The sequence below is a fragment of the Ochrobactrum sp. Marseille-Q0166 genome (assembly GCF_014397025.1).
Classification (GTDB): Bacteria; Pseudomonadota; Alphaproteobacteria; order Rhizobiales; family Rhizobiaceae; genus Brucella.
Genome location: NZ_JACJUO010000001.1, coordinates 734,647 through 758,805, shown reverse-complemented (window position 1 = coordinate 758,805; position 24,159 = coordinate 734,647). Strand labels below are relative to the sequence as shown.

The window sequence follows — 24,159 nt, the reverse complement described above, 5'->3', positions numbered from 1 at the left end:
CCATATTGTTATTAAAAAAAGAAAAGCCGTTGTGTTCAATAAACACAACGGCTTTTCTTTGATTATGCGGAACGCCGACGGCATAACGGGGGCGTCTGCGCGGCATTCTCGCTGTTCACTTCATACGGGGAGGTTGAAGTGAACTTGAAGGCCGCGTGCGGGGCGGGTTGCGACCTTCTTTTTAAAAAACGCCGCTCACGCCGATTGGTTCCATCAGGATTTAGTTTTTTTGCAATAAAGTTCGAGACGGTGATGCACAATCTCGTAGCCCAGTTCGCGGGCTATCTCTTCCTGAAGCTTTTCAATTTTATCTGAGCGAAACTCGACCACATCACCCGAGTCCATATCGATAATATGATCGTGATGTGCGCCGCTTGCCTGCTCAAAACGAGATGGTCCACCGGCAAATGCATGGCGATGGATGGCGCCCAGTTCTTCAAGCAACTTCATCGTACGATAGACGGTCGACAAAGAAATACTGCTATCAATCACAACAGCACGCCTGAAAATCTCCAGCGCATCTGGATGATCCTCAGTCTCTGTCAAAATGTTCAGGATAATCCGGCGAGGTCGCGTAATCCTTACGCCTGCCTGCCGCAGTTCCTGTTCATAATCGGGTTTCTTGTGTGATTCATTCATGCATTGATTATGCACCCAGGACACGCCAGTTGCAAATTTTCGCAACTGAAATGACAAACATCTCCCCAAGCCTTTTATCGAAGCCTGCGACCTTAGTTTTGTACAACCCGCAAAGACACGTTCCTATGTAGACCGCGTCACAAATAAACCAATGGAGATAAAGCAAGGCATATTCCAACAACGGCTGGCAAGCTTCGCCAATAAAACAGCCCCCACAAGCCCGATACGAGTGCGACAGGTGCTGTGTAAACGCAAAATATCATCAGGTATCCATCATTCCCCACACCAAAGAACACCAGGTAAAAGAAGAGAAACGCGGTAAAACATCCAAAAATCAGCGATATAATCGCCGAGATGCACCAATCCTTCCTTATCGTGTTCTCCATGAGCGAATTATGCCACGCAAACGCCCACTATGCGCCAACGCGAAAATACGTGCCGGCTGCTGATCCATAGCCCCCCGAGGTGGATGCATCACAAAAAGGAGTGGGAACTTTGAGCACAGCACCATCAAGTTTCAGGGTCAGTGGTCCGCCCTCTCCTTGATACACCGCTTCACCCGCGCTCTTTAGCTGAACCGTTCCTTCAAAGCTGCAGACCCAGCTACCATTGGCCTGATCTGCAACATCAATATTCACAGCGAGCTGAGTGGGCGATTTCTTCTCAACCTTGATGCTGCCCCACGCATTTTGCCAGTTGCCTTCAAGAGAGGAGCCGTTGGTGACCGAAATCCAATTGAATAGTTCCGCGCGTTGCTCGGTGCGATAATGCAAACCTTCAAGCCGCATTTCAGGGTTAGATAAATGGCTTTCGAATGCCTCTGAACGTTGCTTTAGAAAAGCTGTCTGATCTTCACGGAGCGCTTCTTTCAGGCCGGAATCTGACCGATCAATCAGGGCAGCATAAGCTATCGACATTGCGCGATCAGCTTCTGCAATCTCGCTGTGTGAACAAATCGCTTTCTCTGTTTTTGTAGAAGCTTTACCACAATCAAACCCAGCCTGAGCAAACGCAGTCATGGGTGCCAATGCAGAGATCCCCAACGCCAAACTTAAAACGGCAGAATATTTCACAGCATCAACCCTTTCACCGTTTGTCTGGACCAAGCTATTCCGCGGCCTGGAAAACAAAAGGTTTTTCTTCCACAAATGCATCGGAGGTTTCTCCGACAAGCACACGGCTCATATCAACGCCGACATCCAGCTTACGAACTTTTGCGCCCTCCGAAAAATCGAGCTTCTTGAGATCGACCCAGAACACATTCGGTGATGTCGCAGACTCCGCGTGGAAGGTCAAACTCTTGTGGTCTGCAACGACACGCCAGCGAGTCGTCGAAAGATTAGGCGCATCAGGCAGGCTAATGCCATAAGGCACCGATGCATTCCGGATCACACTAAAGACAGCAGAAGCCGCAATTCTTGGATCTTCAGTCTGCGTCACAGCGTTGACGTAGAAACCGGCACGAACAAACCGGTCTTCAGAGCGACCGCTACCTGGAAGAAAATTCAAGGAATCCACAGCGCTCCAATATTTCTGATTGGAAAGCTGGAAATCAAAAGGCGGATCATTTGTAACCACCTGATACGAGCGGTCATGATAGATTTTCAATTCCCCGCCAATCCATTCCAAAACAGCGCTGTCGCCAGAAGCGTCAGAAAGTGTGAGATGGAGGGGAGCAAGACTGCCCGGACGACCAGGAACTTCGCCGCTCACGACCTGGAACGGATGGCTGCGTGTATATTCTATTGCCTCAGCAACAGTTGGAAACTGATCGAGATAGAATTGCGCCCATATTGCCAGCGACATTCGCGGCGTCGCATCATCGTCTTTCGGAAACTGCGTTGCATTCAGCCATAACAGGCTTGCATTGAGGCCGGCTTCATTCAAGCCATCGACCGTCGAGATATCATAACCCGACACGGCAAGGCTGCCGTATTTCGAAGTCCACTCCATCGAGCGGGAGCCTGCTTCGCCATTACGCTTCATTCCGCGCGGGAAAACCCAGAAATTACTTACCATTGGATCTTTGAAATCCATATTGCGGCCAGTAAGAATGCGCCCGGCCTCCCCATGATAGACAATCCGCGTGCAGGCCTGGACTTCTGCCGTCATTAGCGCAGTCGCTGCGGTGAGCACGGCAAGGATACGTGTGAAGCGTGACATCTTGGACACCTATTCATCGATTAACGGGATATCGTATCGGCAGGGCTTTGTTACAGGCACATGAGCTAAGCGAAATATGTCGCTATACTCTATTGATGCGCCCAATCCGGATCAATGCCGTTCTTTCCCATAATACCGTAATCACCGCCGGTTTGGATAAACCAGATCGTAAAGACCGCACATAACAAAAAGAAGATACTTAGAGGGATCCTTACGCGTATCTTTGGCGATTTGCGTCTCAACGAGAAATAAACACCTGCACTCAACAAAGCAGATCCAATATAAGCTGCGATCATTCTCCGACCCCATTTCGGCAATATGCCATCTACGCTTAATCGCATTCAATCACTCCTGAAAGGGATAACTGCGAAGCAAAGCGACTTGTTGGAACGAGCACTCTGGAATCAATCAGCAAAAACTGGGCTTGAATTGGAGCGCATCCCGAAAAGGGTGAGGCGCCCTTGCAGAGAAACCAGGCCACCGAACTGTTCTCTGTCCGCGCTTCGATCAGAAAACGATGCGCGATAAATAAAAACTTAGGTCGCCGATCTAGGTCCGTCAGATCGAAACGCGTTCTAAAAGCGTCTGAGCCAAGCCGCAAACAGGGCAACTGGGCATCCGGTAATCAATGTGGATACCATTATTGGGACAGGTAATGGATCAAATATTCGCCCCGAGCCTACCATCCGTCGGCATTGCGATGACAGATAGGTCGCCTGTGCGCTCAGCCATAAGCCAGCTTTTGTGGATAAAACCCGTCTATTCAAGATGTTGGTACGCCCAAGGGGAATCGAACCCCTGTTTGCGCCGTGAGAGGGCGCCGTCCTGACCGCTAGACGATGGGCGCATGAAGCGCTTTTAATATAAAGTGCCATTCCCCAAATGAAAAGGGCAGCTTTTCTGCCGCCCACATTCAAATCTATTCAACATTACCAAGCTTGATGCGCCCGAGAATGCGCGATTCACGGTAATCATAAATAATAAGTTCCGTGCCGCCATCCGGCAAAAGCGTTTCAAGCGAAAGCTGATCACCAGACAGACTCTGCGATAACAGGCGCGTGCCTGGCGTCAGATCAATCTGTGATTCAATCAGTTTTGGAGGCTCAGGCTTAACAGGTGCAACAACCTGTCCCGGAATGTCTGATCGTGCCACTTCGGTCTCGGTGGTATCAGGCGCACGATTGATCTTGTAGACAACGGCGACAAGCACAGCCATAAGACCAATCAGCATGACACCGATGGACACCGCAAGCAGACGGATCATCTTGCGACGAACTTTCTCCATCGCTGGATCAAGCGGGGGTTCGGGCTGTTGTTGTTCCGGATAATAGCCCTGCTGATAGTCCTGATATCCCGAATCTTGTTGATTCTGATATCTCGGATAGTGTGGATCCTGCATTAAATGACTCCGGTTCATGCTCCCGCGTGGGCGCGTGATAACGAAGGGAAGAGACAATTGAAAGAACTAATTGCCGATCTCGATGCTGCGGGCAAAAGATTAGACCAGTGGCTGTCCGCAGCATTGGGGCCGGAACTCTCCCGCAGTCGCGTCCAGTCCCTGATTGCTGAAGGTCACGTGACCCTCGATGGTGCTCCCGCCAGCGGTGCAAAGCAAAAGCTGCGCGAAGGTATGAAGATTACCATCGTGCTGCCAGAGCCTGAACCAGCCGAACCGCAAGGCGAGAACATCCCGCTGGATATTCTCTACGAAGACGATGATCTCATCGTCATCAACAAGCCCGCAGGACTTGTTGTCCATCCGGGTAACGGCAACTGGACGGGAACGCTCGTCAATGCCCTCATATATCATTGTGGCGATAGCTTGTCCGGCATCGGGGGAATCCGCCGTCCCGGTATCGTTCACCGTCTCGACAAGGATACCAGCGGTGTCATGGTAGTCGCCAAAAATGATCACTCCCATCGCCATCTAAGCGAGCAGTTCGCAGATCATGGACGGACGGGCGATCTGGAACGCGCCTATCTCGCGCTCGTCTGGGGCATGACCGAACGCCCACAAGGCTATATCGATGCCCATCTTGGCCGTTCGCATCGCGACCGCACCAAACAGGCTGTCGTCAACGAAGAACGTGACGATGCGCGCCATGCCGTCACCCATTATTCGACAATTGAAAAATTCGCACCGCGTGAAGATGCGACGGCCTTGGCATCACTCGTCGAATGCCGGCTTGAGACCGGGCGCACGCACCAGATCCGTGTCCACATGGCGCATATCGGCCATCCGCTCGTCGGCGACATGGATTATGGCAGCGCTTACAAAACCAAGGCTAACAAACTGCCCGAGCCACTGAAAAACGCGGTGCAAGGCTTCCATCGTCAGGCGCTTCATGCCTTTTTGCTGGCATTCACCCATCCAACGACGGAAGAAATTATGCGCTTTGAGGCAGACGTGCCCGAAGATATGGAGCAGCTTCTGGAAAATTTTCGCCAGCACTCTATATAATGATGTAAGTTCTAACAGTTTCAGACAGCATGAATGAGCTTGTAAAAGCGAGGCTTAGGGGGCGGAAACACTATCTCCCAGCAGGTCACGGCCCTACAGGGAATCTTCTCTGGATTGGACAAATGTTCACATTCTAGTGACACATTGTTTCATGAGGTCAGAGATCGTGTTTTCGCCAAAATCATCCCTATATATGTAAGCTCACGTTGGAAGTGCAGGAGGCAGCCAGCGTGACAGGTTCGCCAAAAGGGAACCTGAAATTATAAAGGAGGGTGCTTTATGGCCCAGGTTAATCTCCCTAGCATTACATCTGGTGACGGTGGTCTAACCCGTTATCTGGAAGAAATTCGCCGCTTTCCAATGCTTCAGCCGCAGGAAGAATACATGCTGGCGAAGCGCTATCACGAACATACTGATCCGAAAGCTGCACATAAGCTGGTGACTAGCCATCTTCGCCTCGTCGCAAAGATTGCAATGGGCTATCGCGGTTATGGCTTGCCAATAGGCGAGGTCATCTCCGAAGGCAATGTCGGCCTGATGCAGGCAGTCAAGCGCTTTGAACCGGAACGCGGCTTCCGCCTGGCCACATATGCAATGTGGTGGATCAAGGCTTCGATCCAGGAATATATCCTGCGCTCGTGGAGCCTTGTGAAGATGGGTACGACTGCCAATCAGAAACGCCTGTTCTTCAATCTGCGCAAGATGAAGAGCAAAATTCAGGCGCTTGACGATGGGGATCTCAACCCGGATCAGGTCAAGCAGATTGCGACCAAGCTGAAGGTTAGCGAAGACGAAGTGGTCTCCATGAACCGCCGTCTGTCGGGCGACGCTTCGCTTAATGCGCCGCTGCGCGCAGCCGAAGGTGAATCGGGCGAATGGCAGGATTGGCTCGTGGACGACAGCAGCAGTCAGGAACAGATTCTAATTGAACAGGACGAACTGGAAAGCCGCCGCTCGCTGCTTGAACAGGCCATGGACACGCTCAACGAGCGTGAACGTCGCATCTTTGAAGCCCGCCGCCTTTCGGAAGATCCAATGACGCTGGAAGACCTTTCCGGTGAATTTGGCATCAGCCGTGAACGCGTGCGCCAGATCGAAGTGCGGGCCTTTGAAAAAGTACAGGCTGCCGTCAAGGCTGCAGCTTTCAAGCAGCAGAAGGCTTTGAACCATGTTGAAGAAGCTCACGCCTGAAACTGATGTTCTTCAGCCCCATCTACTGCCGCAAAGTGGGAAACCGTTTTGCGGCAGTTTGCTTTTGAAGAGTCTCAAGAAAGATATCGCCTGATTTTGAGACGAAATCGCATTTTGATCCACGGGAGCGTCGTCCGATGCAACCTGTCATCCAACCGATAAAAAAACGTCAAATAACTGTAATGGAATGGCTTTAGGCAACGTGAGGTGTTTCACCGAAACCTGAAGGTCTCCCATGAAAAAGCTCCTGCTTGCTGCAATGCTCGCTCTGACTGCTGCAACCGCTGTATCTGCGTCTGAATATGTCTCCTATCTGGACTACCCTCAGAAAGAGCAGGACGGAAAAGAATTCTTCACTGCCATTGAAATTCCACAAGGCAGCTTCACCAAGTACGAAATCAACGACAAGACCGGCCACATCATCGTCGATCGCTATCAGTCGATGCCGGTCGTTTATCCAGCCAATTACGGCTCCATAACCAGCACGCTGGCAGGCGACGGCGATCCGCTTGACGCGCTCGTCTACACCCGCGAACCAATCGTTCCGGGTGCAATCATCAAGGTTCGTCCAATCGGCGTTCTCAAGATGATCGACGGTGGTGAAACGGACGACAAGATCGTCGCTGTCCCGACCTCTAAAATCGACCCAACCTACGACAATATCAAGGAGATTGCTGATCTGCCAAAGATCGAGCAGCAGCGCCTTGAAGCTTTTTTCCGCGTTTACAAACAATTGCCTGAAGGCCGGAAAGCGGTCGAACTCCGCGGCTTCGATACTGCTGAAACTGCAGCAAACGAAGTGGCCAAAGCCATCAAGGCTTTTTCTGAAAAGAAATAATCAAGCTATATATCGCTGAAACAAAAAGGCCGCTCAAAGCGGCCTTTTTGCTATTTCGTGTCGTTTAGCTCGCACCCAGAACGTCATTGAAGACTTTCTCGCCCGGAATGCCCTTTTCAAGGCTGATCAGAGCGCGCCGCCCGTTGCGATAAGAGATCGGAATATCGATCCACTGCAAACGGCGCATCAGAGAAAGATTGGTATCCTGTGCGGTCTTTGCGTCATTTAGCCAGATAATGAAGAAGTTGTCCGCTATCTTGGAAGGTACAGCAATCAGTGGATTACCAGCTGCCTGTTCCGTATCTTTGAATGTGATACGCTGGACGTTATCAACGGCACCTCCAGCAAAGTCATCTGGCACAGTGAATACCATCTCAATCAGATGGCTGGCGGGAATGGACTGGTCGGTATTTTTGCGAATCGTCAGCTTAAGCTCGGCCTTGGTATCCGGCATCGTGATCGTACCACGAATTGCAGGCGCAGCAGGTTCACCCTCGCTTGGGCTTTCCTCAATTTCCGACCAGACGACGGTTCCACGCTCTACCGACCCCGTTTCCGTACCACCGCGTTCCTCATAAAGAAGCGCCTGTTGGCCAACGGCAACAGCCTGCTGACTTTGTGGCTGGTTCGGTGAATTGGTCTGTTCTGCACCCGGCGTTGAGGCAGCGGTAGATTTCCCCTCACCGAGGCTGGCCTGTCCACCGGCTGGACCTTCGTCTGTCTCGCTGCCGTCCGGCATCAGACGTTGAGTCATCTTCTGTTCTTCAGGTGGCGTCTGTGGCTGGTCAGCACCCGCAGTCTGTCCGGCCGGTGGCACCTGCTGTTCAGGCTGCTGCGTCGTACCACTGTCACCGCTGGCCGGTGCATCGCTGCGGCCAAGACTTGATGCCAGTTCCTGAAGTTTGTCCTTGTTACTCCAAGCAACATAACCGCCAGCACCAAGGGCAAGCACAACAACTAGGCCAATAATCAGGCCTGTAGAAGAACGCTTTTGTTTCGGGCTGCTGCGTTCTACATATTCGCTGCGGCGTGAAAAAGTCTTATCGTCCGTATGATCCGGCTCGCGCTCGACACCCCAATCATCGCGACGAGCGTGCTGAGCCTGCGATGTTTCTTCTTCGCGCTCGTAATCGCGGTCAGAGTAGTGGTGCTCAGTCGCAATCTGCGGTTCGCGGTCTGCATGAGAAGGCATGTTTGCCGCACGCGTTGATTCGTGCAGAAACTCTTCGAGCGGATCAGTCTGGGGCTCGTCAAGGGGCGGCGTGGAAGCTGGAGGCGCATAAAAGGCTTCAACTTCTTCAATAGCATCCTCGAGGATTTTGCGCTGGCGAACAGCCACAACTTGCGAGGCGTTCGCCGTCACAAGCTTCTGTTCAATCGTCGCACGTGCTTTTGCATAGACACGCTGACGCAGCTCAGGCGATTTGTCTGCCTGCGCATCAATTGTCTTTTTCAGAACCGCTACAAAATCCGCCATGCCGTTTTACCCAGTTTCCGCGAGTTCGAAATGCAGTAAATATCTCAATAATCACAATAATCGATGGAAAGCAAAGGTTGCGGCAACGATTAAGTGAACGCTTTCAAAATGATCGCGAAAAAATCTTAAAAAACACCCGGTCCGCCATGACGGCAAACCGGGTGTTTTATGTTATCAGAACCGGAGTCCCGATCAATCAATCATGGAATGGATCGGTGACAAGGATCGTGTCTTCACGTTCCGGGCTCGTCGAGAGCATTGCAACCGGCGCGCCGATCAGCTCTTCGATGTGGCGGACATATTTGACAGCCTGCGCTGGAAGATCGTTCCACGAACGCGCACCAGCTGTCGTTTCCGACCAGCCCGGCAGCGTTTCATAAATCGGCTTCACGCGGGCCTGCGCACCCATTGAAGATGGCAGATAGTCGATACGCTTGCCATCGAGTTCGTAGGCCACGCAGATCTTGATTTCCTCAAGACCGTCGAGAACATCGAGCTTGGTCAGCGCAATACCGGTGATGCCGGAAGTGCGAACCGTCTGACGAACGATAACGGCATCGAACCAGCCACAACGACGCTTACGACCTGTTACCACGCCAAATTCATGGCCCTTGGTACCAAGGAATTCACCGATTTCATCGTTGAGTTCGGTCGGGAACGGACCTTCACCAACGCGGGTGGTATAAGCCTTGGTAATGCCGAGAACATAACCGATTGCTGTCGGACCAAGGCCCGAACCGGCAGCGGCCTGACCGGCAACAGTGTTGGACGAGGTGACGAACGGATAGGTGCCGTGGTCGTTATCAAGAAGTGCGCCCTGCGCACCTTCGAAAAGGATGCGGTCGCCAGCCTTGCGACGTTCGTCGAGAACGCGCCAGACCTGATCGATATAAGGGAGAATCTTGTCTGCAACCGAGGTCAGCTCTTCAAGAATGGTCGCAACCGCGATTTCCTCAAGGCCCATGCCGCGACGCAGCAGATTGTGGTGAGCAAGCAGGCGCTCAACCTTTGGCTCTAAGGTGTCCGGCTCGGTCAGATCGATGACCCGGATCGCGCGACGGCCAACCTTGTCTTCATATGCAGGGCCGATACCACGCTTGGTGGTGCCGATCTTGAGACCTTCGGTAGCGCCTTCACGCATTGCATCCAGTTCGCGATGAACGGACAGAATAAGCGGTGCATTTTCTGCGATGCGCAGAACTTCAGGGGTGATTTCGATGCCCTGGCCGCGCAGCTTTTCGACTTCCATGACGAAATGATGCGGGTCAACCACAACACCATTGCCGATCACGCTCAGTTTGCCGCGTACAAGGCCGGATGGCAGAAGCGAAAGCTTGTAGCTGACGCCATCGATGACAAGCGTATGACCCGCGTTATGACCGCCCTGATAGCGCACGATCACATCGGCGCGCTCGGACAACCAGTCCACGATCTTTCCCTTGCCCTCGTCGCCCCATTGCGACCCGACGACAACTACATTCGCCATTGAGAAAACTCCTCGGTACGGCATCTCAGCCGTCAATATAACCCAAGGATCGCAAGCAGCCCCGACAGTTTGACGCGAGGTGCTGATCCCTCGTCTCTATACAGACTGAATCCTGCTTACGCGACTCTTTCATGCGCAAAACATGATTATTTTTCGCAAAAACGTGGAAAACGTGCTCTTAAAACTCGAAAATTGGTGGCAAACCAGTGTCGAGAATAAGGCTATTCAGTGTCAAAGTGCCTTTTAGCCGGCGCGGACCATATAGAGCGCCTCGTCCGAATAGCCTTTCAGCTTCTCTTCGAGTGCGGTCACATCGCGGGTAACGAAGCCCTTTTTCTCCCAGAATCCCTGAGAGCCATTGACCGCAACAAGGGCCATGGTGACAAAACCATCTCGCTCTGCCTGAGCGGCCATCAATTCGACCACACGCGAAGCCTGCCCGCCTGAGCGAACCACCGGCAGAAGTGCGATATCGTGAATATAATAGGTGCTCGTTTCCTTCGGCAGCTCACCGAGAATCGAATTCAACGCAGGCACCTTATCGAGTTGCCATGGATGACTGATGCCATAACCGAGAATTTCGCTGCCATTGGCCAGCACAAAACAACCGGCCGGATAGACTTTGAAGCGGTCCCGGAAGACCGCCTCATCCTCGAAGAAGTCGGGGTGAACGACATTGGCCACGGCTGTTACGCGCGCTATGTCCTGCGCTTGCATTCGCCGCCATTCTGCCTGTTCAATCCCGTCTGTCATGTCGCTCAAGCTTCCTCGATGTTAAATTCCAAAGGTCTTGCCGCCTTGATTGCCTCTTGAGCAATGAGTTCGTCAAGTGCTGCCTGTGGAATCCTGTCATCGACATAGAGCATCGCGATGGCATCACCGCCCGGATGATTACGTCCGAGAGCAAAGTTTGCGATGTTGATATTGTGCTTGCCGCAAATCGTTCCGAGCAGACCGATCATGCCTGGAATGTCGACATTGGTGACGTAAAGCATGTGCGGACCGACTTCCGCATCAAGGTTGATTCCCTTGATCTGAATGAAACGAGCCTTGCCATCCGAGAAACACGTTCCTGCAATTGACCGTTCACGTTCGGTGGTCTTCACGGTGAGCTTGATATAGCCGTCGAAGATACCAGACTTGTCGCGCTTGATCTCGGAGACGATGATTCCACGTTCCTTCACCATAATCGGTGCAGAAACCATGTTCACATCAGCAACCTGCGGACGAATCAGACCGGCAAGTGCTGCACTGACCAGAGCGCGTGTGTTCATGCCCGCAGTGGAACCGTCAAAAAGTACTTCGACCTCCTGAATTGGCTCGTCCGTCACCTGGCCAACAAAAGCACCCAGAACTTCTGCGAGCTTGACGAATGGCTTGAGGCGCGGCGCTTCCTCTGCAGTGATCGACGGCATGTTGATCGCGTTGGAAACAGCACCCTTGACCAGATAATCCGACATTTGCTCGGCCACCTGAATCGCCACATTTTCCTGCGCTTCGGAAGTCGAAGCACCAAGATGCGGTGTGCAAACCACGTTGGGCAGATTGAACAATTCATTGTCTGTAGCAGGCTCGGTCTCGAAAACATCAATACCGGCACCGGCAACATGACCTGATTTCAATGCTGCAACCAGATCCTTTTCAACAATCAAACCGCCGCGTGCGCAGTTGATAATGCGGACGCCCGGCTTGGTCTTAGCCAGTGCGTCGGCATTGATGATGCCGCGTGTCTTGTCGGTCAGTGGCGTGTGCAGCGTGATGAAATCGGCGCGCGCCAGAAGTTCATCAAGCTCGAGCTTTTCAACACCAAGCTCCTGCGCCCGCGCTTCCGATAGAAACGGATCGAACGCAACAACATGCATCTTGAGGCCGATACCCCGCGCTGCAACCACAGCACCGATATTCCCACAGCCCACAACACCCAATGTCTTGCCAGTAATTTCCACGCCCATGAAGCGGTTCTTTTCCCACTTTCCAGCACGGGTGGAAACGTCAGCTTCTGGGAGCTGACGCGCAACTGCAAACATCAGTGCAATTGCATGTTCTGCAGTCGTGATCGAATTACCGAAAGGCGTATTCATCACAATGATACCACGGCGAGACGCCGCCGGGATATCGACATTGTCCACGCCAATCCCGGCGCGACCAATGACCTTAAGTTTCTTTGCTGCAGCAATCAGCTTTTCCGTCACCTTGGTTGCGGAACGGATAGCCAGACCATCATACTGGCCGATGACTTCAAGCAGCTTTTCTTTGTCCTTGCCAAGATCTGGCAGGTAATCAACTTCAACACCGCGATCTTTGAAAATCTGAATGGCGGTCGGCGACAATTTATCGGATACGAGTACGCGAGGTGCCATAAGGGCCTCCTTCGAATGTGTACCAAAGAAGAATGTCGTTGACTGGCCGGGTCTATTCCGGCCAGTGATGCAAACATTCCTGACGATCAGGCCGCTGCTTTGAGAGCGGCTTTCTGCGTAGCAAATGCCCAGTCCAGCCACGGTGTCAGCGCTTCAAGATCCGATGTTTCCACCGTGGCACCCGTCCAGATACGCAGGCCCGCAGGCGCATCGCGATAGGAGCCGATATCAAAGGCGACTCCTTCTTTTTCGAGAGCCGAGACAATCGCTTTGGCAAAAGCTGCCTGTTCGTCAGCCGGTAGCGCGGTAATTTCCGGGTCCACGACCTTGAGGCAAACCGATGTATTGGAACGCGTTTCAGGCTTGTTCGCAAGATTGGCGACCCACGGTGTCTTTTCGACAAATGCATCAAGGACGGCGAAATTATTGTCTGCACGCGTCACCAGGCCATCAAGCCCACCGATAGACCGTGCCCAGCTCAAGCCATCCAGATAGTCTTCAACGCAAAGCATCGATGGCGTATTGATGGTTTCGCCAACGAAGATACCCTCAATCAGCTTGCCACCGGAAGTCATGCGGAAAATCTTAGGCAATGGCCACGCTGGCTTATAGCTTTCCAGACGTGCAACCGCACGAGGAGACAGGATGAGCATACCATGTGCGCCCTCACCACCCAGCACTTTCTGCCAGGAGAATGTGACCACATCGAGCTTCGCAAAATCAAGACGCTGCGCAAAAGCGGCAGACGTGGCGTCACAGATCGCCAGTCCCTTGCGGTTTGCCGGAATAAAATCGGCATCTGGAATGCGGACCCCTGATGTGGTTCCATTCCAGGTGAAAACGACGTCGCGGTCGAAATCGACCTGGTCGAAGTCAACCACATCACCGTAAGGCGCCACAAAGGTGCGGGTGTCTTCCAGCTTGAGCTGTTTGACCACATCTGTGACCCAGCCGGAGCCGAAGCTTTCCCATGCGACCATGTCAACGCCGCGTTCACCGAGCATCGACCAAAGCACCATTTCCATGGCACCCGTATCCGATGCAGGGACGATGCCAATACGGTAATCAGCCGGAACGCCGAGAATTTCGCGGGTAAGGTCGATGGCTTCTTTCAGCTTGTTCTTGCCGATTTTCGCACGATGCGAACGGCCAAGCGGCGCATCGGCAAGCGCTTGAAGCGACCAGCCGGGGCGTTTTGCACAGGGACCTGAAGAAAAATTAGGGTTAGCCGGGCGAACTACCGGCTTCGCAATCGTCGTCATTTTGTTTCCTATCCTCACAGATAGCACGCGCCTCGTTGGGGAGGCGTGGCCCGCTGGTGAAAATATCGGAAATCAAAAATTTCACAAGATGGCTGGAAAGATTATTTGCCGCAAGAAAAGGCCCGGAAAACCGGGCCTTAATATCCTCTTATTCGTGCTGATTAGCCGCCAAACGCGTAGCGCAGACCGACACGAACGTCATGGATGTTCATACCCTTGTCGTAACCATCGCCAAGACCGTAGTTGGGGCCGAACATCTTGCCACCGTTGATATGACGGTAGCGATAACCGGCATCCAGCTTCAAATTGTGAGTCAGGTCAACTGAAGCACCAGCCATCAATGCGTACGTGAGACGCCAGTTGGATTCGCCCGGCAATACACCACCATTTTGCGTATCAACCAGATCAGCCCACTTTACCTGCGTTCCACCAATACCCGCACCCAGGTAAGGCGTTACACCGCCAAAATTACCAAGATCAACATACGCATTAGCAAGCAATGACAAAGCAGACATGTGGCTTTCGTCACGAGCACTGGTGAATTTAGAACGCGTCATGTAATCGAGGGTCAAGTCAGTACGGAAATAATCAGTCACCTGATAACCGACGCCACCGCCAATCAGAAACGATCCCTTGAGATCCCCATCCTTTATGCTTTTCTTATATACGCCGGTACCTTCGCCACATGGGTTACATCCACTGCCGCCTAGCGAATAATCCGCACCACGAAATTTAGCTGCTGAATAGCCTACGTCACCACGCAGATACCAGCCACCTACAGCAGGCGGAGCGACAACCACTTCCGGTACAGGTTCAATATAGTCTGCGGCAAAGCCCGCAGGAGCGAATGCCATCATTGCAGCCGATACAGCAAGGCTTGCGCAAAAAGTTTTAATAAGACCGTTCATCTATCTGTCCCATAAATCTGTCTCGTCGCAACTGCGTCGGAACTGAATTCTGAAGACCACGCTAACGATCAAAAGTTAAATACAACTTAACCTTGTTTTTTAACCTCATTTATTAACACATTCTAAAGTATAAGCACGCGCTTCCTGGAAACGAAAAAAGCGCGGGAAACCCGCGCTTTTAGTCCTACTATTCTCTAATTAATCAGGCCGCCGCACTTTCCGATGAAATTACGCTGATGATATCATTGACGACCTTCTCAACGAGTGCGCGGTCGTCACCTTCCGCCATCACACGAATAAGCGGTTCAGTTCCCGATGGACGGATCACCAGCCGGCCCTGCGAACCCAGACGATCGGTCGCTTCATCAATGGCGCTTTTGACCTTTTTGTTTTCAAGTGGCTTTCCGCCAGATGTACGGACATTCTTGAGGAGCTGTGGGACCGGCTCAAACTTGCGGCAAAGCTGGCTCAAAGGTTTGTTCTCTTCCTGCGCAACGGCAAGAATCTGCAATGCCGACACCAGTCCATCACCTGTGGTGGCAAAATCCGACAGAACAATATGGCCGGACTGTTCGCCACCGACATTAAATCCATGTTCTCGCATATGTTCAACGACGTAGCGGTCACCCACCTTGGTACGCGCAAGCGTCATGTTATGGTCGTGCAAATAGCGCTCAAGGCCGAGATTGGACATAATCGTCGCAACGATGCCACCGCCTTGCAGACGGTCTGATTTTGCCCATGATTCGGCTATCACCGCCAGAAGCTGATCACCATCGATCACGGTGCCATTTTCATCGACAAGCAGAACACGATCTGCATCGCCATCAAGCGCAATACCGACATCAGCACGCACTTCATGCACCTTCTTCATCAGGCCAATCGGATGCGTCGAGCCGCAATCTTCATTGATATTAATACCGTTCGGCTCGTCATTGATAGTGATGACTTCCGCGCCGAGTTCCCAAAGCGCTGCAGGTGCAACCTTGTAACCCGCACCATTGGCGCAATCGACCACAACGCGCAAACCATTAAGCGATATATTGCGTGGCAACGTACGCTTGGCAAATTCGATATAGCGATAGATATCACCGTCAACGCGCTTGGCTTTGCCCACGTCACCGTGGGTTGCGAGATGCGCGGACAGATCGCTATCGATCAGGCTTTCAATCTGAAGTTCAATCTCGTCGGAGAGTTTGAAGCCATCAGGACCAAACAGCTTGATGCCATTATCATAGAAAGGATTATGCGAGGCCGAGATCATCACACCGATATCTGCACGCAAAGAACGGCAGAGCATGGCGACCGCAGGTGTTGGGATTGGTCCGAGGAGAAACACGTCCATGCCCGCAGCAGTGAAACCGGCGACCAATGCGTTTTCCAGCATATAGCCGGAACGACGCGTATCTTTGCCGATCACAACGCGTGAGGCTTGGCCTTTGCGGCGGAAAATGTGCCCGACAGCCATACCAACTTTCATGGCGATATCAGGCGTCATCGGAAAGCTGTTGGCCTTACCGCGAATGCCGTCGGTTCCAAAATATTTACGTGTCATATTCTTAGCCTTGCGTTGCGCCATAGAGCTGTCTCGAAGCAATCAAATATCAGTCGCTGTTAATCCCTAAGGCAGCAATGGCATCCGAGTATCACTGAGCTCGGCAATCGATTAATTGCGTTATTAGCGCAAAACCACCCGTCATTGCAATTTCACCTTTCGGAGAAACAAACTACAAATTCCAAATCCGGCCCATGATGCGCCGAAATCCTTAACCGAGCCTTTCTGATCACATCTGCCACCAAAAGCAAAAAAGCCGGACAGACAGCCCGGCTTTTCCATAAACTTTGCAGATGCTTATTGCGGCTGCGGGTTTGGTTCGATGCCAGGCTCATTACCCGGCTCCTCGCCCTTACGTTTGCGTGGGCTACCGGCTTTTGGCACGCCCGAACCGCGTGACGGCGTATCATTGCCCTGATCGCGCGATGGCTTGTTGCCGGCAATCAGTTCCTTGATTTCATCGCCGCTCAAGGTTTCGTATTCGAGCAGACCTTCAGCAAGTGCAATCCAGTCCTCGCGCTTTTCAGTCAGGATACGGGTTGCTTCGGCATAGGCTTCATCAACCAGTCGGCGCACTTCTGCGTCGATGATCTGTGCTGTTTCTTCCGAAACATTCTGCGTGCGCGAAACCGAATGACCAAGGAATACTTCTTCCTGATTGTCGCCATAGGCCACACGACCAAGCTTGTCGGAATAGCCCCACTGCGTCACCATCGAGCGGGCAAGCTTGGTTGCCTGCTGAATATCGGATGATGCACCGGACGTGATGTTTTCCTTGCCGAATTTCAGCTCTTCCGCAACGCGGCCACCCATCAGGATCGCAAGGCGCGATACCATCCAGGTATAGGTTGCCGAATAACGGTCGCCCTCAGGAAGCTGCATCACCATACCCAGCGCACGACCGCGCGGGATGATTGTCGCCTTATGGACCGGATCAGACGCAGGCACATTGATTGCTACAATGGCATGGCCTGCTTCGTGATAGGCCGTATTGGCCTTTTCCTGCGGCGTCATGGCGGAACGGCGTTCCGCCCCCATCATGATCTTGTCCTTGGCGTCTTCAAATTCCTGCATGGTCACGAGGCGCTTGTTGCGACGCGCAGCCATAAGAGCAGATTCATTGACGAGGTTTGCAAGATCGGCACCAGAGAAGCCCGGCGTACCACGTGCAACAATCTTGAGATCGACATTGGGTGCAAGCGGCACATTGCGCACATGCACTTTGAGGATCTGTTCACGACCAACGATATCCGGATTCGGAACCACGACCTGACGGTCGAAACGGCCCGGGCGCAGAAGTGCGGGATCGAGAACGTCAGGACGGTTGGTCGCAGCAATCAGAATGATCGATTCGTTTGCTTCAAAACCATCCATCTCCACGAGAAGCTGGTTGAGCGTCTGTTCGCGTTCGTCGTTACCACCGCCAAGACCGGCGCCACGATGACGACCAACAGCATCGATTTCGTCGATGAAGATAATGCAGGGCGCATTCTTCTTGGCCTGCTCGAACATGTCGCGGACGCGGCTTGCACCAACACCGACAAACATTTCAACGAAGTCAGAGCCAGAAATCGTGAAGAACGGCACATTGGCTTCACCTGCAACGGAGCGCGCGAGCAAAGTCTTACCGGTTCCGGGAGGGCCTACAAGCAGAACACCGCGTGGGATCTTGCCGCCCAGACGCTGGAACTTCTGCGGGTCACGCAGGAATTCAACGATTTCTTCGAGATCCTGCTTGGCTTCCTCAACGCCGGCAACGTCCTGAAAAGTCACGCGACCATGTGCTTCGGTCAGAAGCTTCGCCTTCGACTTGCCAAAGCCCATCGCGCCGCGCGAACCACCCTGCATCTGACGCATGAAGAAAATCCACACGCCAAGAATAAGGATCATAGGCAGCCAGGAAAGCAGAATCCCAAGGAGCGAACTGGAGCCGTCACTTTCAGGACGAGCGGTGATTGCAACGCCCTTCTCTTCAAGACGCGAAACCAGCCCGGTGTCACCCGGAGAGTAGGTCTGGAAAGTCGATCCATTATCAGCAAACGTGCCGCTGATCCGCTCACCAGTAATGGTTACCGACTTAACGCGCCCATTGGAAACGTCGTCGATAAACTGGGAATAGGAAACTTCACGAGAATTGGAGCGCTGACCAGGGCTCTGGAACAGGTTGAACAACGCTATCAAAAGTAGAGCAATGATCGCCCAGAGAGCGAAGTTGCGATAGTTCGGATTCATATCGGGTCCAATCGATACCACGGCCACCCGAAAAGGGCGGTACGATGTTTCGACTTAACATAGGTTCGAAGAAAGGCCTTGCCAAGGCGCGAGACACGCCTCAGCCTCGATTCTTCTCAATCTGGTTTATAAAAATTAGGACATTCGCGACCAAATCGCATTTCAATGGCCTTCGCCAGCCCAAAATCATAGCCGGGAAGCACGTGATCGAAGATTGCGAAGTGTTTTTCGACACTGATTCCTGCAAGATGGTATGGGGTGCTAAGTGCAGGAAGTTGAAGCAATTTGCCATTCTCATAGATGGCGGGCAGGACCAGCAAGCTTTCACGCTGGACAAAATCGGCATCGATTTCGTTCGCCGCGATAAAATCAGCCAGTTCCTGTCTATCGGGCGAGGCCACATCAAACGTCTTTTCAGTTGAGTTCTTCAACCGATATCGCCCATCCCAGATGCCAGTCTGGCCTGCTTCAAGTCGCATTGCGGAGAGGTTGCGCCGTTCGCGACGGAACTTATGGGGCTCGCCATTTTCGCCTCGCTCAACAAGTGCGCCAAACACTGTAAGCCGTCCCACTTTCTCCTGGCCCGATAAGAGCTTCTCTATGCGAGACCGCTCGGCATCACCGGGAAGAAAGCGCCTTCCTCCGGCAAGGGACGCGAGCAGACCTCCAAACAGGCAACGAATATTTTCCGGTAGCCTAGCGTAAATGGATGCATCAAGAAGAATCGTACCCAATGGATTCATCTGCAGACAAGCAGGATCGGATAACGCCGTAATGAGAACTGAATTATCGCGTTTACGTGCCGCAGATGCCAAAGCAATCTGTGCGATCACAAAATCTGGATCGACTTCCACAGCCGATGTAAGCCGTACACGCGGGCGCTCATAGTTGATGTTGACGTTACTCGGATCGTCAATCCAGCGGATACTCTTCCTAGTCAATTCATCTCGCAACGTCATGCGCGACTGATCTAGCAACGGACGGATCAGTTCGAGAGAATTTTCCAGCCACGAACGAGATGCCATCGCGGCAAGCCCGCGGGCTTCGGAATGAGAACTTCGCTCTTTTCGCATCAAAAATGTTTCGATCTGATCGTCTCGGGTATGGCCTGTCGCAATGAAATCAGCATCTGCCTGATGCGCAGCCTGCACCAATAGCCGATAGCGCGCGGAACGCGCGGCGGCGGCGAGACCAGTCTTGGGCTTTGTTTCTTCCCATGCAAGAATACGGTGAGCAATGCCGTGTTGTTTGCAAAGCTGCCCAACAGTTTCGGCCTCGCGCGTCGATTCTTCGCGCAAACGATGATCGATCGTAAACGCGGTCAGCGGCGGTGGATCATCCAGCGTCGCAAGAAAGTCTTTCAGAAGAAAAAGAAGAGCCAGAGAATCGCTGCCACCAGAAACGGCAGCAATGATTCCTTTTGCATGTTCCAATCTAAAAGGCTCAAAAATATCGGTCGGGGAGAGCCCCACAAACAATCTCCAAAATTAACATTTGATACGTGTGCGCTCATCCGCCACCCGCTTCAAAACGGCAGGTGCAGCCTTCGGATAGCGCTCTGGAATTTGCTTGAATGTCGCACAGGCAACATCATGATTATCCATTTTTTCAAGCGTCATGCCGAGCTTGAACATATTTTCTGCTGCCCGCTTGGAATCCGGGTAATCCCGCTGCGTATCGATGAATACAGTTGCAGCTTCTGGATAGCGGCCTTGGCCATAAAGCGATTCACCCAGCCAATAACGCGCTTCTGCGGTTGTCGGGTCAGCTGGATAGCGCTTGATATGCTCGCGAAAGCCAGTTTCGGCAGCTTTGTAATCACCTGACATCACATATTGATATGAAGCCTGATAAAGTGAATTCGGATTATCGTCGGTTGGCAAAGACGCGACCGCCTGCCCTGCAGGCAATGCAGCACCCTGCTCTATCGGGCGTGGCTGAACATTCATGGTTTCGCCGATTACATTGCCATTGTTATCAAAACGGATAGAGCCGAGCGTCTGCGGCGGCTCTCCACGCTGTGGACCGCCTTGAGCGGCAGCACTTGAACCAATAGCCATGGAATCGGCGCCCGAAGTGTCATTGGTCGCCGTCTGCATATCGGAGGAGCCGAAATTTCCACCCTGTGCAGTGTCTCCGGAAACCCCGCTATCGGGGTTTCCAGCTGGTGTGGCATCTGCGAGCGAGGTATCACCGGGTGTATTACCTGAATCTGCACGACCACCCTCAAGCTTCTGGAAGCGGCGTTCATTCTCTTCCTGCATTTTCTGCATCTGGTCCTGCAATTCGAGGACCTGGAAGTTCATGGCTTCAGCACGGTTGCCGAGTGTATCGGCGGTGCTGACGGGATCGCGCATGCCCTGCGCACATAGATCGCTGCCCGCAGGCGGAGTAATCTGCGCATTCTGAGAGGCACTGGACTTTGCAGGAGCAGTCACACCCTGCTTCTTTTCCAGTTCTTCAAAGCGGAAATCATTGTCGTCCTGCGTCTTCTGCAACAACTCGTTAGTAAACGAAATCTGCGCATCGACGTCCTCAACCTTGCCGGTGAGGGTGCGGATCAGTTCTTGTTGCAAACCCGGGCTTTGCTGATAACCACCCTGCCCGCCGGTTCCCCCACTATCGCGCATTGCGTCATCAAGAATTGCTGTCGAGCCGATATTCGCGTGATTCTGCGTACCGCTCTTTCCCTTTTCCAGGGCTCTGAAACGGGCTTCATTATCACGTTGAATTCTGAGCATATTGTCGCGCAACTGCATGATGCGCACATATGACTGCGCATTTTGATGTGCCAGATTACAGACCTGCTGCGAAAACTGATCGCCGCCGGGATTTCCGGCCTGCGCCAGCTGAATATTTCCCTGCTGCGAAAAACCCGATGCTGCCAGAACCGGCGCACTCGCCAAAAGCGGCAACATGGCTAATGCCAGTGTCACTTTTCTCATTGGTTTCCTCATTCCCTTTTTGCCCCTATCGTTCATTTGTCGAAAAATGACGGTGCCCTGAAACTATAAATCACAACCACCAGGGTCTGAATAAACAATCAGACATGATGCCTGAACATTTTCTGAACACCTGATTTTTCGCGATCTTCTCAGCTTTTAGAGAAAAACGATAAAAAGCAAAGATGCTTTCCCTGTAACATTAGAGCATCATTCGCCTCATGGCACTTGGAGCATGCTCTAACTTTTTAATTTTACTATATAATCCGGCCTTAGAATACATCCCGAAAAGTGTGAAACGGTTTTCGGAAAAAGATGCGCGACAAAACAAAAAGCTAGAGCGCCGACCTAAAACAGTCAGATCGAAACGCGCGCTAAACTCTTTCGATTTTGAGGAATTATGTAGTGGTGAGTTCGGCTAAAATTTGTCAAAGAGATTGATTGCTCCGTTCTCAAACAAAAAAAGCGACCCTAGGGCCGCTTTTTTCTGATTAGGTTCGGACGATTTCCTAAAAATTAGCTGCCAGCACCATTGAGGACGGTAACCGCGCGACGATTCTGCGACCAGCAAGAGTTGTTATCGCAAACAGCAATAGGACGCTCATTACCATAAGAAACGGTACGCATACGGCTGGTTGGAACGCCACGCGCTGCAAGGAAGTCACGCGTTGCAGCAGCACGACGCTGACCAAGAGCCAGGTTGTACTCACGGGTACCACGTTCGTCGGCATGACCTTCAACAGTGATCGAATACTGCGGATAACGCTGTAGCCATTGAGCCTGCTTCGAAAGCGTCTGCTGCGCATCAGCGCGGATCAGCGACGAATCGAGATCGAAGAGGATGCGGTCACCAACATTCACCGTGAAATCCTGAGCAGAGCCGGGCGTAGCAGCGCCACCAGCCAGACCAAGATCACCGGCATTGTTTGGGAGGTTATTCTTCTTGGACGCACAACCAACAACGGCGAGCGACATGAAAAGGGCAATAGCGATCGGGCTACGTGCAATCGACTGGATACGGCGCATGGGCCGGAGCTCCTTAAGATTTGATGTTCCTGCGTAACCAACCAATAATCATATCTAGGTTAAAACAGGCTCAAGAAGTATGGTTAATAATTTCTTGCGACCATATGCAAACCGGTTTTTATCCGGAAGCAATTCTGTTTCTAGCACTTGATAGTTAAATGCGGCAGAAACACGGCTTTCACGCTATAATTGTGGCATTTTGCCACGAAAAAGGCGCGAAACCGAGATTTCGCGCCTTCAATCATGAAATCCACCAAGCAAGCTACTCGAGCAATGGCGACCAGGCCGGATCAGAACCGAAGTTCGGTGTCTGAATCTGACGCTCGTTGCGACCGGTCAAATCTATGCTGAAAAGCTTTGGACCAGCAGCACCCGATGCTTTGCGGAAGAACATCAGAACACGACCATTTGGTGCCCAGGTCGGGCCTTCATTGTGGAAACCAGAAGTCAGAAGGCGTTCACCCGTACCATCGGTTTTCATAACACCAATGGAGAACTGGCCTTGCGACTGCTTGGTGAAGGCGATGAGATCACCGCGTGGCGACCAAACCGGAGTCGAATAGCTGCCATCACCTGACGAAATGCGACGCGGATTGGAGCCGTCAGCCCCCATCACGTAAAGCTGTGGACGTCCCCCGCGATCAGACGCGAAAACGATCTGCGAACCATCGGGCGAATAAGACGCACTGGTATCGATAGCCTGACTGTTTGTCAGACGGGTCGTCGTGCGATTACGCAGGTCCATCGTGTAGATATTTGCACTGCCGTCGTCCTGAAGGAGGCTCATCACAACCTTCTGGCCATCGGGCGAAAAGCGCGGTGCAATTGTCATTCCGGGGAAATTGCCGACCAGTTCACGCTGTCCAGTTTCAAGCTGCAACAGATAGACACGCGGCTGCCCCCCTTCAAACGACATGTACGTCACTTCCTGGCGGTTCGGTGAGAAGCGTGGCGTCAGCGAGATAGAGCGTCCATCGGAAAGATAACGAATATTGGCGCCATCCTGATCCATGATAGCCAAACGCTTGACACGCTTCTGAGCAGGACCGGATTCGTCAACGAAAACAACGCGGGTATCGAAATAGCCTTTTTCACCTGTCAGACGCTCATAGATCGCATCGGCAATGATATGGGCGACGCGACGCCAGTTGTCGGGCGTGGTGAAAAACTGCTGACCAATAAGCTGTTGTCCACCAAATGTGTCCCAGAGGCGAAACTCAGCTTTCAAACGACCGTCAGGTTGCTTGGTGATGCGACCTGTCACGAGCGCTTGCGCATTGATGACTTTCCAGTCTTCAAAGCGAGGCGCAGCATCGGGATTAGAAATTTTCTCGATGAATGCACCCTTGTTGATCGGCGCAAAAAGACCTGACCGCTCAAGGTCGGCTGCAATGACCGAGGTGATGTTCGCGCCGAGCTGATCACCTGAAAGGAAGTCGGTGACAGCAATCGGCAAAGGCTCGACCACACCCTTGTTAATATTGATTTCCACGACCGCATGCGCCGGCATGGTGGAAACAAAACTTGCAGCGATCACACAGGCAAAAGCCGATAAGGCTGCGCGGATCTTTGTTTTCATGATGCCTATTTTCATATCTTCTGGGACCTCTTTTGTCCTT

At 52.4% G+C, this 24,159-nt stretch carries 19 protein-coding genes and 1 tRNA gene; 3 read left to right on the top strand and 17 right to left on the bottom strand.

Translation table 11 applies throughout. From position 1 onward, the window contains the following. Positions 1–213: 213 nt before the first annotated feature. From H5024_RS03580 to H5024_RS03560, 5 genes are all read right to left on the bottom strand, one after another. Complete coding sequence (locus H5024_RS03580) at positions 214–639, bottom strand: Fur family transcriptional regulator (protein ID WP_187544059.1); 426 nt, start codon at positions 637–639, stop codon at positions 214–216. Between the two features lie 413 nt (positions 640–1,052). Further along, positions 1,053–1,745, bottom strand: a complete 693-nt coding sequence (locus tag H5024_RS03575) for a lysozyme inhibitor LprI family protein (RefSeq protein ID WP_247875205.1) — start codon at positions 1,743–1,745, stop codon at positions 1,053–1,055. Between the two features lies 1 nt (position 1,746). Beyond that, complete coding sequence (locus tag H5024_RS03570) at positions 1,747–2,802, bottom strand: linear amide C-N hydrolase (RefSeq protein WP_187544057.1); 1,056 nt, start codon at positions 2,800–2,802, stop codon at positions 1,747–1,749. Positions 2,803–3,574: 772 nt separating this feature from the next. After that, positions 3,575–3,649: transfer RNA gene (locus tag H5024_RS03565), tRNA-Glu, on the bottom strand. Between the two features lie 72 nt (positions 3,650–3,721). After that, on the bottom strand, positions 3,722–4,201 hold the full coding sequence (locus tag H5024_RS03560) for a hypothetical protein (protein ID WP_187544056.1): 480 nt from the start codon (positions 4,199–4,201) through the stop codon (positions 3,722–3,724). 3 nt (positions 4,202–4,204) lie between these two features. Between H5024_RS03560 and H5024_RS03555 the strand changes: the two genes are divergently transcribed. From H5024_RS03555 to H5024_RS03545, 3 genes are all read left to right on the top strand, one after another. Continuing rightward, on the top strand, positions 4,205–5,263 hold the full coding sequence (locus tag H5024_RS03555) for an RluA family pseudouridine synthase (RefSeq protein ID WP_187544055.1): 1,059 nt from the start codon (positions 4,205–4,207) through the stop codon (positions 5,261–5,263). A gap of 279 nt (positions 5,264–5,542) precedes the next feature. After that, positions 5,543–6,454, top strand: coding sequence for an RNA polymerase sigma factor RpoH (rpoH, locus tag H5024_RS03550; protein ID WP_187544054.1), 912 nt, complete (start codon positions 5,543–5,545; stop codon positions 6,452–6,454). A gap of 235 nt (positions 6,455–6,689) precedes the next feature. Beyond that, positions 6,690–7,292 (top strand): inorganic diphosphatase, encoded by a 603-nt coding sequence (locus tag H5024_RS03545; protein WP_187544053.1) that lies wholly within the window; start codon positions 6,690–6,692, stop codon positions 7,290–7,292. A gap of 64 nt (positions 7,293–7,356) precedes the next feature. Here the strand turns inward: H5024_RS03545 and H5024_RS03540 are convergent, their stop codons facing one another. From H5024_RS03540 to tolB, 12 genes are all read right to left on the bottom strand, one after another. Further along, a complete protein-coding gene (locus H5024_RS03540; RefSeq protein WP_187544052.1) occupies positions 7,357–8,769 on the bottom strand; it encodes a transcriptional regulator in 1,413 nt (470 codons plus the stop codon). Positions 8,770–8,965: 196 nt separating this feature from the next. Further along, positions 8,966–10,255, bottom strand: a complete 1,290-nt coding sequence (locus tag H5024_RS03535; protein ID WP_187544051.1) for an adenylosuccinate synthase — start codon at positions 10,253–10,255, stop codon at positions 8,966–8,968. A gap of 243 nt (positions 10,256–10,498) precedes the next feature. Beyond that, the gene (locus H5024_RS03530; RefSeq protein ID WP_187544050.1) at positions 10,499–11,008 is read right to left on the bottom strand and encodes a GNAT family N-acetyltransferase; all 510 of its coding nucleotides are present in this window, start codon (positions 11,006–11,008) and stop codon (positions 10,499–10,501) included. Positions 11,009–11,013: 5 nt separating this feature from the next. Beyond that, the gene (serA, locus tag H5024_RS03525) at positions 11,014–12,615 is read right to left on the bottom strand and encodes a phosphoglycerate dehydrogenase (RefSeq protein ID WP_187544049.1); all 1,602 of its coding nucleotides are present in this window, start codon (positions 12,613–12,615) and stop codon (positions 11,014–11,016) included. A gap of 86 nt (positions 12,616–12,701) precedes the next feature. Continuing rightward, positions 12,702–13,877: a phosphoserine transaminase gene (locus tag H5024_RS03520; protein WP_187544048.1), complete on the bottom strand. Its 1,176-nt coding sequence runs from the start codon at positions 13,875–13,877 to the stop codon at positions 12,702–12,704. A gap of 161 nt (positions 13,878–14,038) precedes the next feature. Beyond that, complete coding sequence (locus H5024_RS03515) at positions 14,039–14,785, bottom strand: outer membrane protein (protein ID WP_187544047.1); 747 nt, start codon at positions 14,783–14,785, stop codon at positions 14,039–14,041. A 202-nt stretch (positions 14,786–14,987) separates the two neighbouring features. Further along, entirely contained in the window at positions 14,988–16,340 is a 1,353-nt protein-coding gene (gene glmM, locus H5024_RS03510) for a phosphoglucosamine mutase (RefSeq protein WP_187544046.1), read from the bottom strand. Positions 16,341–16,637: 297 nt separating this feature from the next. After that, a complete protein-coding gene (ftsH, locus tag H5024_RS03505) occupies positions 16,638–18,572 on the bottom strand; it encodes an ATP-dependent zinc metalloprotease FtsH (protein WP_187544045.1) in 1,935 nt (644 codons plus the stop codon). Positions 18,573–18,688: 116 nt separating this feature from the next. After that, positions 18,689–20,044 carry a tRNA lysidine(34) synthetase TilS gene (tilS, locus tag H5024_RS03500; RefSeq protein WP_187544044.1) on the bottom strand — a complete coding sequence of 452 codons (1,356 nt, stop codon included), beginning with the start codon at positions 20,042–20,044 and terminating at the stop codon, positions 18,689–18,691. A gap of 15 nt (positions 20,045–20,059) precedes the next feature. Continuing rightward, positions 20,060–21,529, bottom strand: a complete 1,470-nt coding sequence (gene ybgF, locus H5024_RS03495; protein WP_187544043.1) for a tol-pal system protein YbgF — start codon at positions 21,527–21,529, stop codon at positions 20,060–20,062. A gap of 501 nt (positions 21,530–22,030) precedes the next feature. Next, complete coding sequence (pal, locus tag H5024_RS03490) at positions 22,031–22,540, bottom strand: peptidoglycan-associated lipoprotein Pal (protein WP_187544042.1); 510 nt, start codon at positions 22,538–22,540, stop codon at positions 22,031–22,033. Between the two features lie 262 nt (positions 22,541–22,802). After that, positions 22,803–24,134 (bottom strand): Tol-Pal system beta propeller repeat protein TolB, encoded by a 1,332-nt coding sequence (tolB, locus tag H5024_RS03485; protein WP_187544041.1) that lies wholly within the window; start codon positions 24,132–24,134, stop codon positions 22,803–22,805. Positions 24,135–24,159: the final 25 nt, after the last annotated feature.

Bases quoted from the DNA above. Each gene is read 5' to 3' on its own strand.
- ftsH (WP_187544045.1), bottom strand. From the start codon at position 18,572: ATGAATCCGAACTATCGCAACTTCGCTCTCTGGGCGATCATTGCTCTA.
- H5024_RS03560 (WP_187544056.1), bottom strand. From the start codon at position 4,201: ATGCAGGATCCACACTATCCGAGATATCAGAATCAACAAGATTCGGGA.
- H5024_RS03555 (WP_187544055.1), top strand. From the start codon at position 4,205: ATGACTCCGGTTCATGCTCCCGCGTGGGCGCGTGATAACGAAGGGAAG.
- serA (WP_187544049.1), bottom strand. From the start codon at position 12,615: ATGGCACCTCGCGTACTCGTATCCGATAAATTGTCGCCGACCGCCATT.
- pal (WP_187544042.1), bottom strand. From the start codon at position 22,540: ATGCGCCGTATCCAGTCGATTGCACGTAGCCCGATCGCTATTGCCCTT.
- H5024_RS03580 (WP_187544059.1), bottom strand. From the start codon at position 639: ATGAATGAATCACACAAGAAACCCGATTATGAACAGGAACTGCGGCAG.
- H5024_RS03515 (WP_187544047.1), bottom strand. From the start codon at position 14,785: ATGAACGGTCTTATTAAAACTTTTTGCGCAAGCCTTGCTGTATCGGCT.
- rpoH (WP_187544054.1), top strand. From the start codon at position 5,543: ATGGCCCAGGTTAATCTCCCTAGCATTACATCTGGTGACGGTGGTCTA.
- H5024_RS03540 (WP_187544052.1), bottom strand. From the start codon at position 8,769: ATGGCGGATTTTGTAGCGGTTCTGAAAAAGACAATTGATGCGCAGGCA.
- H5024_RS03520 (WP_187544048.1), bottom strand. From the start codon at position 13,877: ATGACGACGATTGCGAAGCCGGTAGTTCGCCCGGCTAACCCTAATTTT.
- tolB (WP_187544041.1), bottom strand. From the start codon at position 24,134: ATGAAAATAGGCATCATGAAAACAAAGATCCGCGCAGCCTTATCGGCT.
- H5024_RS03530 (WP_187544050.1), bottom strand. From the start codon at position 11,008: ATGACAGACGGGATTGAACAGGCAGAATGGCGGCGAATGCAAGCGCAG.
- H5024_RS03570 (WP_187544057.1), bottom strand. From the start codon at position 2,802: ATGTCACGCTTCACACGTATCCTTGCCGTGCTCACCGCAGCGACTGCG.
- H5024_RS03545 (WP_187544053.1), top strand. From the start codon at position 6,690: ATGAAAAAGCTCCTGCTTGCTGCAATGCTCGCTCTGACTGCTGCAACC.
- ybgF (WP_187544043.1), bottom strand. From the start codon at position 21,529: ATGAGGAAACCAATGAGAAAAGTGACACTGGCATTAGCCATGTTGCCG.
- glmM (WP_187544046.1), bottom strand. From the start codon at position 16,340: ATGACACGTAAATATTTTGGAACCGACGGCATTCGCGGTAAGGCCAAC.
- H5024_RS03535 (WP_187544051.1), bottom strand. From the start codon at position 10,255: ATGGCGAATGTAGTTGTCGTCGGGTCGCAATGGGGCGACGAGGGCAAG.